We start from the raw sequence: 15,255 nt of genomic DNA, 5'->3' as shown, positions 1-15,255 counted from the left end.
TCGGCATGCTCCTCAACAACGCGCTGCTCACCACGGTGCTCTCCATCGTGGCCGCCCCGCGCCTGCTGCTCGGCACGTACACCTCCGCCCAGGGCGGCGGCACGGGCATCGGGACCGCGACCTACGACCCCCGCACCGGGGCGATCACCGCCGGACCCGTGATCACCGGGGTGGCCGACCCCTCGTACCTGGCCATGCACCCCTCGGGCGCCACCGTCTACGCGGTCGACGAGCAGGACCGGGGCCGGGTGACGGCCGTGGCCCTCTCGCCCGACGGCGCCCACCGGGTGCTGGGGGCGCGCGACACGGGCGGGGCCGGGCCCGCTCACCTCTCCGTCCACCCCACCGGCAGATGGCTGCTCACCGCGAACTACACCTCGGGCAGCGTCGCGGTGCACCCCGTCCGGGCCGACGGCTCGCTGGGGGAGCGCACGGACCTGGTCGCCCACGACACGCCGCCGCCGGGCCCGGGCCAGGCCGGGCCGCACGCCCATCAGATCGTCACCACCCCCGACGGCGGACACGTCCTCGCCGTGGACCTCGGCAACGACACCGTGTACACCTACCGGCTGGACGAGGAGCGCGGCACGCTCGCCCGGGTCTCCCACGCGTCGCTGCGCCCCGGGGCCGGGCCCCGGCACCTCGCCTTCCACCCCGGCGGCCGGTTCGCCTACCTGGCCTGCGAACTCGACGACACCGCCGTCGTCTGCGGCTACGACCCGGCCACCGGCACCCTGTCCCCGGGCGCCCCGCAGTCCACCGGGACCGGCCCCGGCACCAGCTACCCCGCGCAGTTCCTGGTCACCGCCGACGGCCGGTTCGCCTACCTCGCCAACCGGGGGCACAACAGCCTGACGCGCTACGCGGTCGAGGGCGGCGGGGCCGCGCTGCGGCTGCTCGACACGGTGCCGGTCGGCGGCGACTTCCCCCGGCACACCGCCCTCTCGCCCGACGGGCGGCTGCTCTTCGCGGCCAACCAGCGGTCGAGCACCGTCACGGTCTTCCGGGTCGACGCCCGCACCGGCGGCCTGACCCGCACCGAGGACTCCTTCGCGGCCCCGGTCGCCGTGTGCGTCCTGCCGTACGGGGGCGGCGCCCCGGGCCGGGGCTGACCGGGCCGGACCGCCGCCGCCCGGCCCCGGCACGGGTCCGTTAGGGTCGGGCCCGAACCGCGGGTTCCGCAGCGGCGCGGAGCGCGCATGAGGGAGGCACAGTGCGCTTGAGAGTGGAGTTCACCACCGAGCCCTTCGATCTCGACGAGGCGCCCGCCCACGCGGTCGTGGCCCGCGAGGTCATCCAGACGGCCGACCTGGACGCGGTGGACGTCGGCCCCTTCGGCAACACGGCCGAGGGCGGCGCGGACGAGGTGCTCACCGCGGTGGACACCCTGCTGCGCAGAGCCCTGGCATCGGGTGCCACCCGGGTGTCGCTCCAGGTCAACGTGATCGGGGAGGGCGAGAAGTGACCGAACCGGCCGACCACCCGCTCGTCGCCGCGGTCAAGCCGCTCGTCGACGCCATGGGCGCGGAACTGCTCGTGCCGGAGCAGGCCCGGGCCGACGACGTCGTACTGGCCTGGGAGGGCGAGGACGTCATAGCCGTACGGCTGCCCCAGCTCTCGGAATCGCTCGGCCACATCCTGGCCGCCATGGAGCGCCGGCACGGCAAGCCGCTCGCCGAGCTGGACCGCAGGACCAAACAGGAGGCGGTGCGGAGTCTGGAGGCACGCGGTGCCTTCTCGGTGCGGCACGGGGTGGAGACCGTGGCGAGTGCGCTGGGCGTCAGCCGCTTCACCATCTACAACTACCTGAACAGGGAAAATGCCGCCAAAGCCGAGTAGTTGAGGCCGTGGGCGAACAAAGACGGTGCGGGATCGCGCGGGGCCGTCGTCCGGAGGAACGGACGGCGGCCTTTTACGTTCGCGTAATTTCAACAAAGTGTTGACGTGGTGTTGTGGAGGGCGTTAGCTATCCGCAGCCCGACCGACGCGGCGCGAAGAAACGCACAGCGAAAACAGCCACGGAGGCTCCCGTGACTTCGAGCTCCACGCCGGGCCTCGCCCGGTTCAACACCCTGGCGGACGACGAGGCCACCACCACGTTGCACGAGGTGTGCGCCAGTGCGGCATGGGGAAGAGCGATCCTCTCCCGACGCCCGTACGCCACCCTGCAGGACATGCTCTCCGCCAGTGACGCCGCCACGACCGGACTGGCCCCGGAGGACCTGGCCGAAGCGATGGCCGGACACCCGCCGATAGGCCGCCCGAAGCCCGGGGACCCGACCTCCTCCCGCGAACAGCGGGGGATGGCCGGGGCCTCCGAGGAACTCAAGGCCGAGATGCTCGAACTGAACCTGGCCTACCAGGAGCGGTTCGGACACGTCTTCCTGATCTGCGCCACCGGGGCCACCGGGGAGCAGATGCGCGACGCGGTGAAGTCCCGGATCGGGAACTCGCCCGAACAGGAGCGCGAGCAGGTGCGCACCGAACTGGGCAAGATCAACCGCATCCGCCTCACCCGTCTCGTCACGGAAGACACGTAACACGGGACGCGTCCCGGAAACACCCCGGACACGTACCGCAGAACGCGCATCAGAAGGAGAGTGAAGGTCTTGAGCACCTCCGCCACCGCATCGGTGTCCACCCACATCCTGGACACCAGCATCGGCCGCCCCGCCGCAGCCGTCACCGTCACGCTCGCCGCCCGCAGCGGCGCCGACGCACCGTGGACGGCGCTCGGCGGCTCAGCGACCGACGCGGACGGACGCTGCAAGGACCTGCCGGCACTGCCGGAGGGCACCACCCACGTACGGCTCGAATTCGAGACCGGGACGTACTTCGCCAGCAAGAAGCAAGCCGAGGCGCAGCAGGACGCCCCCCGCGTAAGGGACAGCGGTGTGTTCTTCCCGGAGGTGGCGATCACCTTCGCTGTCACTCCGGGCGAGCACTATCACGTACCGCTGCTGCTCAACCCGTTCGGCTACTCCGTTTACCGAGGGAGCTAGCACCGACATGACAGTCAATCCCCACCAGCCCCGCCCTGTGGTCCTCGGACAGAACCAGTACGGCAAGGCCGAGAACCGCGTCGTCAGGATCACGCGGGACGGCGACACCCACCACATCAAGGACCTGAACGTCTCCGTCGCGCTCTCCGGCGACATGGAGGACGTCCACTACTCCGGCTCCAACGCCCACGTACTGCCGACCGACACCACCAAGAACACGGTGTACGCGTTCGCCAAGGAACACGGCATCGAGTCGGCCGAGCAGTTCGGCATCCACCTCGCCCGCCACTTCGTGACCTCGCAGGAGCCGATCAGGACGGCCCGGATCCGGATCGAGGAGTACGCCTGGGAGCGCATCGCCACCTCCGACGCCAACTCGCAGTTCATCGGCGCCGACGAGGTCAAGCACTCCTTCGTCCGCAGGGGCCAGGAGACGCGCACCACCCAGATCACCTTCGACGGCGAGAAGTGGCAGGTCGTCTCGGGCCTCAAGGACCTCGTGGTGATGAACTCCACGCACTCCGAGTTCTGGGGCTACGTCAAGGACGAGTACACGACGCTCAAGGAGGCGTACGACCGCATCCTCGCGACCGAGGTGTCCGCCAAGTGGCGGTACAACTGGACCAGCGACGACGCGCGGATGCCGAACTGGGAGAAGTCCTACGAGCAGGTGCGCAAGCACATGCTCCAGGCCTTCGCCGAGACGTACTCCCTCTCCCTCCAGCAGACCCTGTACCAGATGGGTTCGCGCATCATCAACAGCCGCAGCGAGGTCGACGAGATCCGCTTCTCGCTGCCGAACAAGCACCACTTCCTGGTGGACCTGGAACCGTTCGGGCTCAAGAACGACAACGAGGTCTACTTCGCGGCGGACCGCCCGTACGGCCTGATCGAGGCCACCGTGCTGCGGGACGGCATCGAGCCGCAGATCCCGGTCGACATGACCAACCTCTGACGCGGCGCCGAGCCGGTCCCCGTCCCGAGCGCACCGCCGGACGGGGACCGGCCGGACCGGAGGGAACCCTCATGGCACAGCCTGCACACGGACCGGCGGAAGCAGACGGCCCGTGCCCCACCCCACCGGCGACCTCGGTCCACCCGGTGGACGAAAAGCTCCGCCCCGCGCGGCTCGTCCCCGCCGCGCTCCAGCACATCGCCGCCATGTACGCGGGCGTCGTCACCCCTCCGCTCATCATCGGCCAGGCCGTCGGCCTCGACCCGGCGGGCATGACCCGGCTGATCGCGGCCGGCCTCCTGATCGCCGGCTGCGCCACCCTCCTGCAGACCCTCGGCATCGGCGGCCTCGCCGGGAACCGGCTGCCGTTCGTCAACGCGGCCTCCTCCGCGGGCATCGCCCCGATGCTCGCCATCGCCGAGACCACCGCGCCCGGCCGCCAACTCCCCGCGATCTACGGGGCGGTGATCGTCGCCGGGGCCTTCTGCCTGGCCGTCGGACCGTTCTTCGGCCGGCTGCTGCGCTTCTTCCCGCCCCTGGTCACCGGCGTCGTCATCACCCTGATCGGCGTCACCCTGATGCCCGTACCGGTCTCCTGGGCGCAGGGCGGCGACAAGGAGGCCGCCGACTTCGGCGACATGAAGTACCTCGCACTGGCCGCCTTCACCCTCGTCGTCATCCTGCTCATCCAGCGGTTCGGACGCGGCTTCCTCAAACAGATCGCCCTGCTGATGGGGCTGTTGGTCGGCACACTGGCCGCGATCCCCTTCGGACTCGCCGACTTCACCGCGCTGAGGTCCGCGCCGGTCGCCGCGCTGCCCGCCCCCTTCGCCTTCGGCGCCCCCGAGTTCCACCCCGCCGCGATCCTCTCGCTCTGCATCGTCATGCTCGTCCTGATGACCGAGTCCAGCGCCGGAATGCTGGCCCTCGGCGAGATCTGCGACCGGCCCACCGACGGCCGGACCATCACCCGCGGACTGCGCACCGACGGCATCGCCACCGTGCTCGGCCCGGTCTTCGGCGGCTTCCCGACGAGCGCCTTCGCCCAGAACGTCGGCGTGGTCTCCCTGACGAAGGTGCGCAGCCGCTACGTCGTCGCGGCCGCCGGCGGCACCCTGCTGGTCCTGGGCGCCTTCCCGGTGCTCGGCGCGGTCGTCTCCCTCGTACCGATGCCCGTGCTCGGCGGCGCCGGCGTCGTCCTGTTCGGCTCGATCGCGGTGAGCGGCATCCGCACCCTCGCCGAGGCCGGACTCGACGACAGCTCCAACATCATCCTGGTCGCCGTGGCCCTCGGCGCGGGCATCATCCCGCTCGCCGCGCCCGGCTTCTACGCGGGATTCCCCTCCTGGGCACAGACCGTCCTGGGCTCCGGAATCAGCGCCGGAGCACTCGTCGCGGTCCTGCTCAACCTGTTCTTCCACCATCTCGGCACCCACGGCCGCCCGGCCGTGGCACTCAAATCCTCCTAGGGTCCTGCCGTGCCCGCACCCCCGGAAAGAGAAGGAAGCAGCGCCATGGCAGCAACGCCGACCCCCGAGCGCGTGGAACGCGTCGTCATCGAGAACTGTTCGATCGCCACCGTCGACGCCGACGACACCGAGTACGCCTCGGGCCACATCGTCGTCGCAGGCAACCGCATCGAATCCGTCGGCGCGGGACGGGCACCCGAGGGCCTGGAGAACGTCGTGCGCCGCGTCGACGGCACCGGACACCTGGCCACCCCCGGCCTGGTCAACACACACCACCACTTCTACCAGTGGATCACCCGCGGCCTGGCCACCGACCACAACCTGTTCGACTGGCTCGTCGCGCTTTACCCGACGTGGGCGCGCATCGACGAACCGATGGTCCGGGCCGCCGCGCAGGGCTCGCTCGCCATGATGGCCCGCGGCGGCGTCACCACCGCCATGGACCACCACTACGTCTACCCGCGCGGCTCCGGCGACCTGTCCGGCGCCATCATCGGGGCCGCCCGTGACATGGGCGTACGGTTCACCCTGGCCCGGGGCTCCATGGACCGCAGCGTGAAGGACGGCGGACTGCCGCCGGACTTCGCCGTCGAGACGCTCGACGGCGCGCTGGCCGGCACCGAGGCCACCATCGACGCGCACCACGACCCCTCCTTCGACGCGATGACCCAGGTCGCCGCCGCACCCTGCTCCCCGTTCTCCATCTCCACCGAACTGCTGCGCCAGGGCGCCGAACTGGCCCGGCGCAAGGGGGTGCGCATGCACACCCACGGCTCGGAGACCGTGGAGGAGGAGAAGTTCTGCCACGAGCTGTTCGGGATGGGCCCGACCGACTACTTCGAGTCGACCGGCTGGCTCGGCGACGACGTGTGGATGGCGCACTGCGTCCACATGAACGACTCCGACATCGCCGCGTTCGCCCGCACCGGAACCGGCGTCGCGCACTGCCCCTCGTCCAACGCCCGGCTGGCCGCGGGCATCGCCCGGGTCCCCGACATGCTCGCGGCCGGCGTCCCGGTCGGCCTCGGCGTCGACGGCACCGCCTCCAACGAGTCCGGCGAACTCCACACCGAACTGCGCAACGCCCTCCTCATCAACCGCCTCGGCGCCCACCGGGAGAAGGCCCTGAACGCCCGGCAGGCCCTGCGCCTGGGAACGTACGGCGGCGCCCAGGTCCTGGGCCGCGCCGACCAGATCGGCTCCCTGGAGCCTGGCAAGCTCGCCGACCTGGTGCTCTGGAAGCTGGACACCCTCGCCCACGCCTCCATCGCCGACCCGGTGACCGCGCTCGTGTTCGGCGCCGCCGCCCCCGTCACCCTCTCCCTCGTCGACGGCAGGCCCGTCGTCGAGGACAACCACCTGATCACCGCGGACGAGGAAGCCATCGCCCGCGCCACCCGCGACGAGGCCCGCCGCCTCGCGCAGGTCGCCGCCGGGGCCTGACGCCCCGGAACCCCCCGTACCGGCCGGTCGAGGGGGACGGCCCTCGACCGGCCGCCGCGGACCCCGAAGGGGTCCACGGCAAACCGGTGCGGTGGAGCGTGCCCCGCGCACGCGCCGCCGCACCGGCGACCCAAGCTGCCCGCACCAGCTGCACGTCACGTTCCACCTGCATCAACGCCCCACTTGCACCACCTCCCTGACACCCACGCCGCCCCAGGCGTGTAACCGACCGGAGGAACCGCCGTGGCAGCTAAGCCCAGGTTTCACAACGACGCAGTCGCAGCACCCGACACCGGCCCCGCCCCCGGGCCGTCCTCGGCGGACCGGAAACATCCGGTCGACGAGACGCTCCCCCCGCTGAAGATGTTCACCAGCGGCCTCCAGCACGTGGCCGCGATGTACGCGGGCGTGGTCGCCCCGCCGATGATCGTGGGGCCCGCCGTCGGCCTCACGGCCAAGGAGACCGCCTTCCTGATGGGGGCGAGCCTGTTCACCGCGGGCATCGCCACCCTGCTCCAGACCCTCGGCTTCTGGCGCATCGGCGCCCGGCTGCCGTTCGTCAACGGCGTCTCGTTCGCCGGGGTCACCCCGATGGTGGCGATCGGGAAGGACCGGGGGCACGACGGCATCGCCGTCATCTTCGGCGCGATCATCGTCGCCAGTCTGCTCGGCTTCCTGCTGGCCCCGTACTTCTGCAAACTGATCCGCTTCTTCCCGCCCGTCGTCACCGGCACCGTGATCACCCTGATCGGCGTGTCGCTGCTGCCGGTCGCCTTCAACTGGTCCCAGGGCGGCAACGCCAAGGCCGCGGACTACGGCTCCACGACCAACATCACCATGGCCGCCGTCACCCTGGTGATCGTCCTGGCGCTGCGGAAACTGCTGCGCGGCTTCCTCCAGCAGATCTCCATCCTGCTGGGCCTGGTCATCGGCACGCTGATCGCGATCCCGGTCGGCATCACCGACTTCGGCGCCCTCGGGGACGCCGACTTGATCGGCTTCCCCACCCCGTTCCACTTCGGGGCGCCGCAGTTCGAGATCGCCGCGATCGTCTCCATGAGCATCGTGATGCTGGTCTGCATGACCGAGTCGACCGCCGACATGCTCGCGCTCGGCAGGATCGTCGACCGGCCGGCGGACGAACGGACCATCGAGGGCGGTCTGCGCGCCGACACCCTCGGCAGCGCCATCAGCCCGCTCTTCAACGGCTTCATGTGCAGCGCCTTCGCCCAGAACATCGGCCTCGTCGCGATGACCAAGGTGCGCAGCCGCTTCGTGGTGGCAGCCGGTGGCGGCATTCTGATCGTCCTCGGGCTGGTCCCGGTCGCCGCCTCGGTCATCGCGCTCGTCCCGCTGCCGGTCCTCGGCGGCGCGGGCATCGTGCTGTTCGGCTCGGTCGCCGCGAGCGGGATCCAGACCCTGGCGGCCGCCGCGCTGGAGAAGGGCGAGAACGCGCTGATCGTGGCCGCGGCCGTGGGCGTCGGCCTCATCCCGATCGCCGCGCCGGAGTTCTACCACGCGTTCCCCGAGGACCTGCTCGTCGTGCTCGACTCCGGGATCTCGACCGGCTGCGTGGTGGCGATCGTGCTCAACCTGGCCTTCAACCACCTCGGCCGGAAGCCGGACGCGGAGGCGCCGGAGCGGGACGGGGACCGGTCGGTGGCGGCCCCGGTGGGCGCGCACTGACCCGATCGGGTCCGCCCCGGGCCGGTACGGGCCGGGGCGACACGGGCACGACCCGGTACGGCGCCGTGGCGCGTACGACGACACCTGCGGGTGCCGCCGTACGCGCCACGGTCATGGGGTCCGGACGTGTCAGCCGATGTGGAAGCTGTCGCCGTACACCTTCCAGTCGAGCGGCGGGTCGAGGTTCAGGTTGCGCTTCTTCAGGAAGACCCGCTGGGCGGTGTCCACCCGGCTGGTGTCCTCGTGGGCCTCCTCCTGCTTCATCGCCCAGACGCGGGCGTCGAGGAAGGCGTTGAGGTACGTGACCTCGTCACCGCCCTGGGACGGCGGCTTCGCCTTCGAGAGGGCGCGCTTGCGGATGGAGCTGAAGCCGGTGCTGTCGCCGCCGTCGCCGTGCATGACGATGGCGTCGTAGTACGCGAACTGGCCGAGCGTGCCGATGCCGTCGGCCTTGCCCTGCTTGACGGCCGGGTTGAAGTACACCCGGTCGCGCTCGTCGTCCTGCGCCTTCCGGAACGCCGAGTCGGACGCGGCCTTCACCCAGTCCTTGGTGAAGTTCGGGTCGAGACCCTCGTGCGAGGGAGTGCCGTCGACCTTCCGCAGCGCGGGGAGGTACTTCGCGAGGACGTTGTCGGGCTTGCGCTCGGTGTACAGCTCGACGAGGTCGAGCATGTCCCCGGTGCCGGAGCAGAAACCGATGATGCCCGCGGTGTAGCCGCGGTCGTCGTCGATGTCCTCGATGTACTTGTACTGGGCCTTCCAGTCGAGGGAGGAGTTCTCGGCGCTGGAGACCAGTTGCATGGCGATCTCCTTCTTCGCCGGGTCGTCCAGACCGGTCGCCGCGGCGACGGTCGCGGCCGGCCGGACCACCGCCGAGGACTGCTGTGCCTGGTGCGTGGGGGCACCGGCGTGGGCTGCGACGGGGATCGCCGTGAGGGAAAGCCCGAGCGCGACGACCGCGATGCGCACGGGACGGGCGTTGCGACGTGCGGCGCGCTTATGGGGAGCGTGCACCAGAGTCCTCCAGAGGGAGTTCTTCGTTCCGTCGGTCTGTTAGGAAGCTTTCCTATCAGGATGGAGGGAGGGTCGTACACCCCTCGACAGGGGGGAAGTTGAGAACTTCCCCCGAAACGCGGAACGCGGAACGGCCCCGCACCGCGCGAAGGGCGCGGTGCGGGGCCGTGGCGGGCCGGAGCCCGGGACCGGTACGGGGTCGGGGTGCGGACCGGGGTGCGCCGGTCTCAACAGTCGAGGTAGCCGGCGTGGATCCAGACGCCGGTGGGGCCGCCCCACAGGTCGCCCATGACCCAGCTTCCTTCCTGGCCGCGGGCGTTGAGCTTCTGCCCCCGGTTCACCTGCCCCAGGACCGGGTAGTCGGAGCCGGGTCCGCCGCGGAAGTTCACCCCGTTGTCGTTGACGGTGCAGACCACCGCGGCAGCCTTCGCGGCCTGGGCCGCGACGGGGCTCTGCACGGCCTGGGCGGCGGGGCTCAGGGCGAGCCCGAGACCGGCCGCCAGGACCGTCGCGGCCAGCATCATCTTCTTCACCATGCGGTTCTCTCCTCCGTGTTCCGGCTCGCGTCGGCGCGAGCCGTCCGTCGACCCCAACGCGGTCGCGGACCGTCCGGTCACGGGCCGGACACGTCGTTCGAGCAGCAGTGAAAGTGCAGCTCACACGATGTGCGCACCGGCGTGCGCGGGTGGCGGGCCGATCCCGTGCTCGCGCTGGTGCCGACGTCGCGGCGAACGCGGAGAGGTCGTGCGGGTGTACCGGCCGGGGCGGGAGGACCGGCCCGGCGCGCTCTGCGCACCCCGGAGGCGGTCGGCCCGGACGGCGAAGGCGGCGCCGAGGAGTGACCCGGCTGTCGGGTCCGGCCGGTCAGCCGGTCAGCCGGTCAGCCGTTCGCCGCGGGCCCGGAGCCGTGGGCCTGCGCCGGGAGCATCAGCGCCGAGTCCGTGTGGAGCGTGATGCGCACCGGTGTGAAGGTGGTGGCGTCCACCGGTGACTCCCCGTTGCCGGGACTGCGGGCGTAGCGCGGATGGGCGCCTCCGCTGATCTGCCAGCGGATGCGATGGCCGACGGCGAACCTGTGGGCGGTCGAGCTCATCGGCACGGTGATCCGCGACGGCTCCTGCCCGTCCGTCCGCAGTCGGCCCAGCCCGTCGCAGATGTTGACGGAGCGGCCCTGCGGATCCACGTCGCACAGGCGGGTGAAGACATCGGCGTGACCGGTGTCCGTGGAGGCGCTCAGCCGCGCCGAGACCGGCCCGAGTATGTCCACGGGCTCGGCCAGGGGTGGGCCGGTGAACGTCAGCACGTCTTCCCGGGCCTCCAGGCCGCTGTTGTCGCGGGGACCGGCGGTGCGGGAGAGCAGAGGGCCGCCGAGGGACGGGGTGGGGTCGCCCGGGTCGTAGCGGAAGGATGTCAGCGGCGTGCAGTCCGCGGGAGCCTGCCGGGTGAGATGTCCCTGCACGGTGGGAAACCACGGGCTGACGGCCGTGACCGGCGGCCAGTCGTCGAGGTTCCGCCAGGCGTTCTCGCCGCCGATGTGCACGCGCACCCTCGTGGGACGCAGGCCGGAGGGGTCGGCGCCCAGATGGGCGCGCAGCCAGGCGAGGCTCTCGGCGAACACCTCGGGCCAGCCCTGCTGCAGGGCGGAGGTGTGGGTCCAGGGGCCGACGAGCAGGGCGGTCTCGCATCCGGCCCGACGCAGCCGGTCGTACTGCTCGAAGGTCTGGTCGACCAGCGCGTCGTGCCATCCGGTGATCAGGCCCGTGGGCACGTCGAGTCGTTCCGCCACCTCGGCCAGGGACGCGCCGTGCCAGTAGGCGTCCTCGGCGTCCGGGTGTGTCATCACACCGTCCAGCCAGGGCACTTCGCCCCCGAGCGCCGATGTGTACGCCCCGCGCAGCGGCTGCGCGGTGATGGCGTCACGCAGCCGCCGCTGCAGGCGCAGTGTCGCCCCCAGGAACGGTGCCATGCCCTGGTGCTGGTAGGTCATGCCCGCGCCGACGGCGAGTGCGGTCTCCAGCCGCAGCACGCCGTGCGCGTGGAACAGGGCGTAGGGATCGTGCAGGCCCACCTGCACCACCATCGCCTTCAGTTCCGGCGGCGGGTCCACGGCCAGGGCCCATTGCGTGTAGCCCAGATAGCTGGGGCCGACGGTGCCCAGTGTGCCGTTGAACCAGGGCTGTTCGCGCAGCCAGGACACCGTGGCCAGGCCGTCCGGGGTCTCATTGCGCCACAGGTCGAACGCACCCCCCGAGCCGCCGGTGCCGCGGCAGCTCTGCAGGACCACGTGGAAGCCCTGTTCGGCGAAGAGCAGGCCGTACATGGGGGACCACGGCAGGCCCCTGCCGTACGGCGAGCGCACCAGGAGGGTGGGGAATTCGCCCTCGGTGCGCGGGAAGTAGTGGTCCGTGATCAGCGGGCTGCCGTCGGCGGCCGGCACCGCCAGCCCCGGCTCCCACCCGACATCGTGCGGTCCGGCCGGGAGACGGCGCCACATCGCTCTCATCATCCGTGCGGCGAGGGGCGGTTTCCCGGAAGGCGGTGCCCAGGTCGGCCTCGGCACCGAACCGTGCGTGCGTGACGTCATCGTTCCCTCCTTGGTTTCCGTACGATGTACGAGAATAAGGGATGCTTGACTGGGCCCCGGCAGGGGCCGCCGATCGAGAAAGGAGCGTGGACCATGTCCCGTGACGGAGGGGCCGGCGCCCCGGGCGTCGACCCCCAGCAGCTCTGGCTGGCCTCCGACCGGCCGCGCAGGGGCCGCCCGCCCGCCTACAGCAGGGAAGCGATCACCGCGGCGGCCGTCGCCCTGGCGGACGCCGAGGGGCTCGAAGCGGTCACCATGCGGAAAGTCGCCGCACGGGCCGGAGCCGGCGTCATGTCGCTCTACAGCTACGCCCCCGACAAGGAAACGCTGCTGGAGCTGATGGTCGACCACGTCAGTGGCGAACTGGCGACCACGGACACACCCACCGGCGACTGGCGCGCCGACCTGAAGGCCATCGCCCACCTCCAGCGCGCCCTCATGCTGCGACACCGCTGGCTGCCCGCCGTGCTGGCCACCCGGCGCGTCCCCGGCCCCAACACCCTGGCCTTCCTGGAAAACGCGCTCGCCGCGCTACGGCCCACCGGGCTGGACGGTACGGCGAAGCTGGAAGTCTTCGCCCAACTCACAGCGTTCGTGGCCGGACACGTCGCCCATGAGATCGCGCAGGCCGCAGCCTCGCAGTCCCCCGAACGGGCCGCGGCCGAAGCCCGCTACCTCGCCGCCGTCGCCGCGGACGGCCGCCATCCCGAACTCGCCGAAGCCCTCTCCGCCCCCGGGCGCCCCCTCACCCCCGAAGCCACCTTCACCCGATTCCTCAACCGCCTGATCGACGGTCTCGACACCGACTGACCCCGTGGCGCGGGAGCGGGCGAGCGGGCCCGCCCCCACCGGAACCCGGGCACCGGCGTCGGTGTCAGTGCCGGATGCCATGATCCGTCGCATGGATCTCGAACTGTTCTTCGCCGACGTCGACGCGCAGCCCTGGGCGGAGTTGCAGCACGCCTACGGCGGCGCCGCCGACGTTCCCGGGCACCTGCGGGCGCTCGCGGGCGACGACGAGGAGGCCGCGGCGGAGGCGGTCTCCGAGCTGTACTCCGCCATCCTGCACCAGGGTTCGGTCTACGGGGCGACGGCCCACGCCGTCCCGTACCTCGCACGGCTCGCCGGGGCCGGGTACCGCACCGAGGACCTGCTGGTGCTCCTCGGCGGGATAGCGGAGGGCGGTGCGGACGACGGGGACACGGACGAGGCCGCCTGCCGGGCGGCCGTCGTGGACCGGTTGCCGCTGATCCTGTCATCGGTCGACGCCGGGGAACCGGGGCTCCGGTGCGCCGCGGTGTGGGCCGCCGCGATGACCGGTGCGGCCGATCGGGTGCTGCCGGTGCTCCGGCGGCGCCGCGGGACGGAGGAGCACCCGCGGGTGCGGGCCGAGCTGATCGGGGCCATGGCCCATCTGGACCCGGCGGGCACCGCCGCCGCGGCGGGCGAGGCCATCGGCGGTCAGGAGCCGGACGAGGTGCGCGTCGTGGCCCTGCTGGCCTGCGTGGACGGCGGCCTGCCCTGGGGCCCCGAGCACCACGGGGCGATGCTGTCCCTGCTTCCCGCGGACGGGCTGGTCGTGGACCACCTCGACCAGGAGCGGAACGAGCCCCTGCAGTACGTCGTCGAGGCGCTGCTGCTCCGCGACACCGAAGCGGACCGGGACGCGGCGTACGCGCTGCTGGACGCCGCGCTGCGCAGCACGGATCCCGAGGCGCGCGCGGAGGCGCTGTGGGCGGCCGAGCAGGCCTGTCTGCTGTCGCGCAGCGCCCCGGACCGGCTGGCGGGCACCGTACCGGCGCTGGTCGCCGATCCGGACGCACTGCCCGCGGCGTACTCGCTGCTCCAGAAGCTGGGACCGCACGCAGTCGAGGCCGCCCCGGAGCTGGCCCGGATCGCCGGGGGCGAGGGCGATCCGGCGGACTGCGCCCTGGAGACGCTCGTCCTCGTGGCCCCCGATCTGGCGGCGCCGCTCCTCGCTCGTGACCTGGGACGACGCCCGCGAGCACTTCGCGCGGTGGGCGGCCCCCTGTTCGGGGTGGTGGTCGGCATCCGGCCCCTGCCGTGCGACGAGGCGCTGCTGGCCGCGATCCGTGTCCGGCTGGCCGCCGAGGACATCGAGGGCAACGAGCCCGTTCACCTGTTGTCCCTGCTCGAATCCTGGGGGAGCGGGGCGGCGGCCGCCCTGCCCGAGCTGCGGTCCGTGCTGCCGCGTTTCCCGGCGGCCGTGCCGAGGACGCTGGTCGCGGTCTGCCCGCCGGAACACCGCGCGGAGACCGCACGGCTGCTGACCGCCGCCGCTTCCGGGCCGGGGAACGGCCGGCTCGCCGCCGCGAAGGCGGTGCGCGAACTGACAGGGGAGACCGGGCCGCTCAGGACGGCCGTCGCCACGTGCCTCGCCGACGGCGACGACGTGCAGGAGGCCGCGGAACTCGCCGCCGGGCTGGGCGCGGAGGCGTTGGAGCTGGTACCGGCCCTGCGGGCCGCGCTCAGCGACCTCGGGAGCGGCCGCACCACCTCGCGGATGGACTGCGACATCGCGGTCGCGTCGGCCCTGTGGCGGATCACGGGGGACACCGCGCAGGCGGTGCCGGTGCTGGCCGGTGTGCTGGCGGAGACCGGGAACATGTGGATGCGCTGGACGTTCCGCCGGGCCGCGCGGGCGGCCGCCGCGATGGGCGGGGCGGCCCGGCCGCTGGTGCCCGCGCTGGAGGGGCTGCTGACCGACCCTGCGCACGTTCCGGCGGCGGTGCTCGCCCTGCACGCGATCGCCCCCGAAACCCTCGACGGACCACGCACGGCCGGTCTGCTCCTGGACTCCGCGGAGGCGGACGCCGACGCGGAACTCGCGCTGGAGGCCCTGGCCCTGCTCGGCCCCGCCGCCCTCACCGACGACCACCGGCGCCGGCTGACGGCCCTGGCCGAACAGGACCTCCGGGTGCGGTCCTCGGGCGTGGAACCGGCGATATGCCCGGCCGACGAACAGCTGCGGGAACAGGCCCGCGAGGTGGCGCGCGGCCTGGGCTGACCGACCGGCGCACCGTCGCCGGCACCGGGCCGCGCCCCGTGCCGGGCCGAGATCGCGCCCCGTGCCGGACCGCG

Annotated in this window: 14 protein-coding genes; 11 read left to right on the top strand and 3 right to left on the bottom strand. The window is 72.2% G+C overall.

The annotated features are described in order from the left end of the window. Window positions 1-5: 5 nt before the first annotated feature. The 9 genes from ABZZ04_RS20220 (at window position 6) to ABZZ04_RS20180 (ending at window position 8,555) form a co-directional block, all read left to right on the top strand. Window positions 6-1,112 carry a lactonase family protein gene (locus ABZZ04_RS20220; RefSeq protein ID WP_356933581.1) on the top strand — a complete coding sequence of 369 codons (1,107 nt, stop codon included), beginning with the start codon at window positions 6-8 and terminating at the stop codon, window positions 1,110-1,112. Window positions 1,113-1,213: 101 nt separating this feature from the next. Further along, complete coding sequence (locus ABZZ04_RS20215; RefSeq protein ID WP_356933569.1) at window positions 1,214-1,465, top strand: hypothetical protein; 252 nt, start codon at window positions 1,214-1,216, stop codon at window positions 1,463-1,465. Continuing rightward, the gene (locus tag ABZZ04_RS20210) at window positions 1,462-1,839 is read left to right on the top strand and encodes a helix-turn-helix domain-containing protein (RefSeq protein WP_356933568.1); all 378 of its coding nucleotides are present in this window, start codon (window positions 1,462-1,464) and stop codon (window positions 1,837-1,839) included. Before ABZZ04_RS20215 ends, ABZZ04_RS20210 begins: the two co-directional genes overlap by 4 nt. Window positions 1,840-2,030: 191 nt before the next feature. Next, complete coding sequence (gene uraD / locus ABZZ04_RS20205) at window positions 2,031-2,540, top strand: 2-oxo-4-hydroxy-4-carboxy-5-ureidoimidazoline decarboxylase (RefSeq protein WP_356933567.1); 510 nt, start codon at window positions 2,031-2,033, stop codon at window positions 2,538-2,540. 69 nt (window positions 2,541-2,609) lie between these two features. After that, complete coding sequence (gene uraH / locus ABZZ04_RS20200; protein ID WP_356933566.1) at window positions 2,610-3,002, top strand: hydroxyisourate hydrolase; 393 nt, start codon at window positions 2,610-2,612, stop codon at window positions 3,000-3,002. 7 nt (window positions 3,003-3,009) lie between these two features. Beyond that, the gene (gene pucL / locus ABZZ04_RS20195) at window positions 3,010-3,957 is read left to right on the top strand and encodes a factor-independent urate hydroxylase (protein WP_356933565.1); all 948 of its coding nucleotides are present in this window, start codon (window positions 3,010-3,012) and stop codon (window positions 3,955-3,957) included. A gap of 71 nt (window positions 3,958-4,028) precedes the next feature. Further along, window positions 4,029-5,426 carry a nucleobase:cation symporter-2 family protein gene (locus tag ABZZ04_RS20190; protein WP_356933564.1) on the top strand — a complete coding sequence of 466 codons (1,398 nt, stop codon included), beginning with the start codon at window positions 4,029-4,031 and terminating at the stop codon, window positions 5,424-5,426. 45 nt (window positions 5,427-5,471) lie between these two features. Next, window positions 5,472-6,869, top strand: coding sequence for an 8-oxoguanine deaminase (locus ABZZ04_RS20185; protein WP_356933563.1), 1,398 nt, complete (start codon window positions 5,472-5,474; stop codon window positions 6,867-6,869). Window positions 6,870-7,112: 243 nt separating this feature from the next. Beyond that, on the top strand, window positions 7,113-8,555 hold the full coding sequence (locus tag ABZZ04_RS20180; RefSeq protein ID WP_356933562.1) for a nucleobase:cation symporter-2 family protein: 1,443 nt from the start codon (window positions 7,113-7,115) through the stop codon (window positions 8,553-8,555). A 129-nt stretch (window positions 8,556-8,684) separates the two neighbouring features. On the opposite strand, the gene ABZZ04_RS20175 is transcribed toward ABZZ04_RS20180, so the two are convergent. The 3 genes from ABZZ04_RS20175 to ABZZ04_RS20165 all read right to left on the bottom strand — a co-directional run bounded on the left by ABZZ04_RS20175 (window position 8,685) and on the right by ABZZ04_RS20165 (window position 12,072). Then, the gene (locus ABZZ04_RS20175; protein ID WP_356933561.1) at window positions 8,685-9,569 is read right to left on the bottom strand and encodes a chitosanase; all 885 of its coding nucleotides are present in this window, start codon (window positions 9,567-9,569) and stop codon (window positions 8,685-8,687) included. A gap of 227 nt (window positions 9,570-9,796) precedes the next feature. Further along, window positions 9,797-10,105 carry an SH3 domain-containing protein gene (locus tag ABZZ04_RS20170; RefSeq protein WP_356933560.1) on the bottom strand — a complete coding sequence of 103 codons (309 nt, stop codon included), beginning with the start codon at window positions 10,103-10,105 and terminating at the stop codon, window positions 9,797-9,799. A gap of 344 nt (window positions 10,106-10,449) precedes the next feature. Beyond that, window positions 10,450-12,072 carry a CocE/NonD family hydrolase gene (locus ABZZ04_RS20165; protein ID WP_356933580.1) on the bottom strand — a complete coding sequence of 541 codons (1,623 nt, stop codon included), beginning with the start codon at window positions 12,070-12,072 and terminating at the stop codon, window positions 10,450-10,452. 174 nt (window positions 12,073-12,246) lie between these two features. On the opposite strand from ABZZ04_RS20165, the gene ABZZ04_RS20160 reads away from it, so the two are divergent. Both ABZZ04_RS20160 and ABZZ04_RS20155 read left to right on the top strand, forming a co-directional pair. After that, complete coding sequence (locus ABZZ04_RS20160; protein WP_356933559.1) at window positions 12,247-12,963, top strand: TetR/AcrR family transcriptional regulator; 717 nt, start codon at window positions 12,247-12,249, stop codon at window positions 12,961-12,963. Window positions 12,964-13,054: 91 nt separating this feature from the next. After that, window positions 13,055-15,181 (top strand): hypothetical protein, encoded by a 2,127-nt coding sequence (locus ABZZ04_RS20155; RefSeq protein WP_356933558.1) that lies wholly within the window; start codon window positions 13,055-13,057, stop codon window positions 15,179-15,181. Window positions 15,182-15,255: the final 74 nt, after the last annotated feature.

Source organism: Streptomyces sp. NPDC006435 (assembly GCF_040612315.1).
Classification (GTDB): Bacteria; Actinomycetota; Actinomycetes; order Streptomycetales; family Streptomycetaceae; genus Streptomyces.
This window is presented reverse-complemented; position numbering and strand designations above follow the sequence as displayed.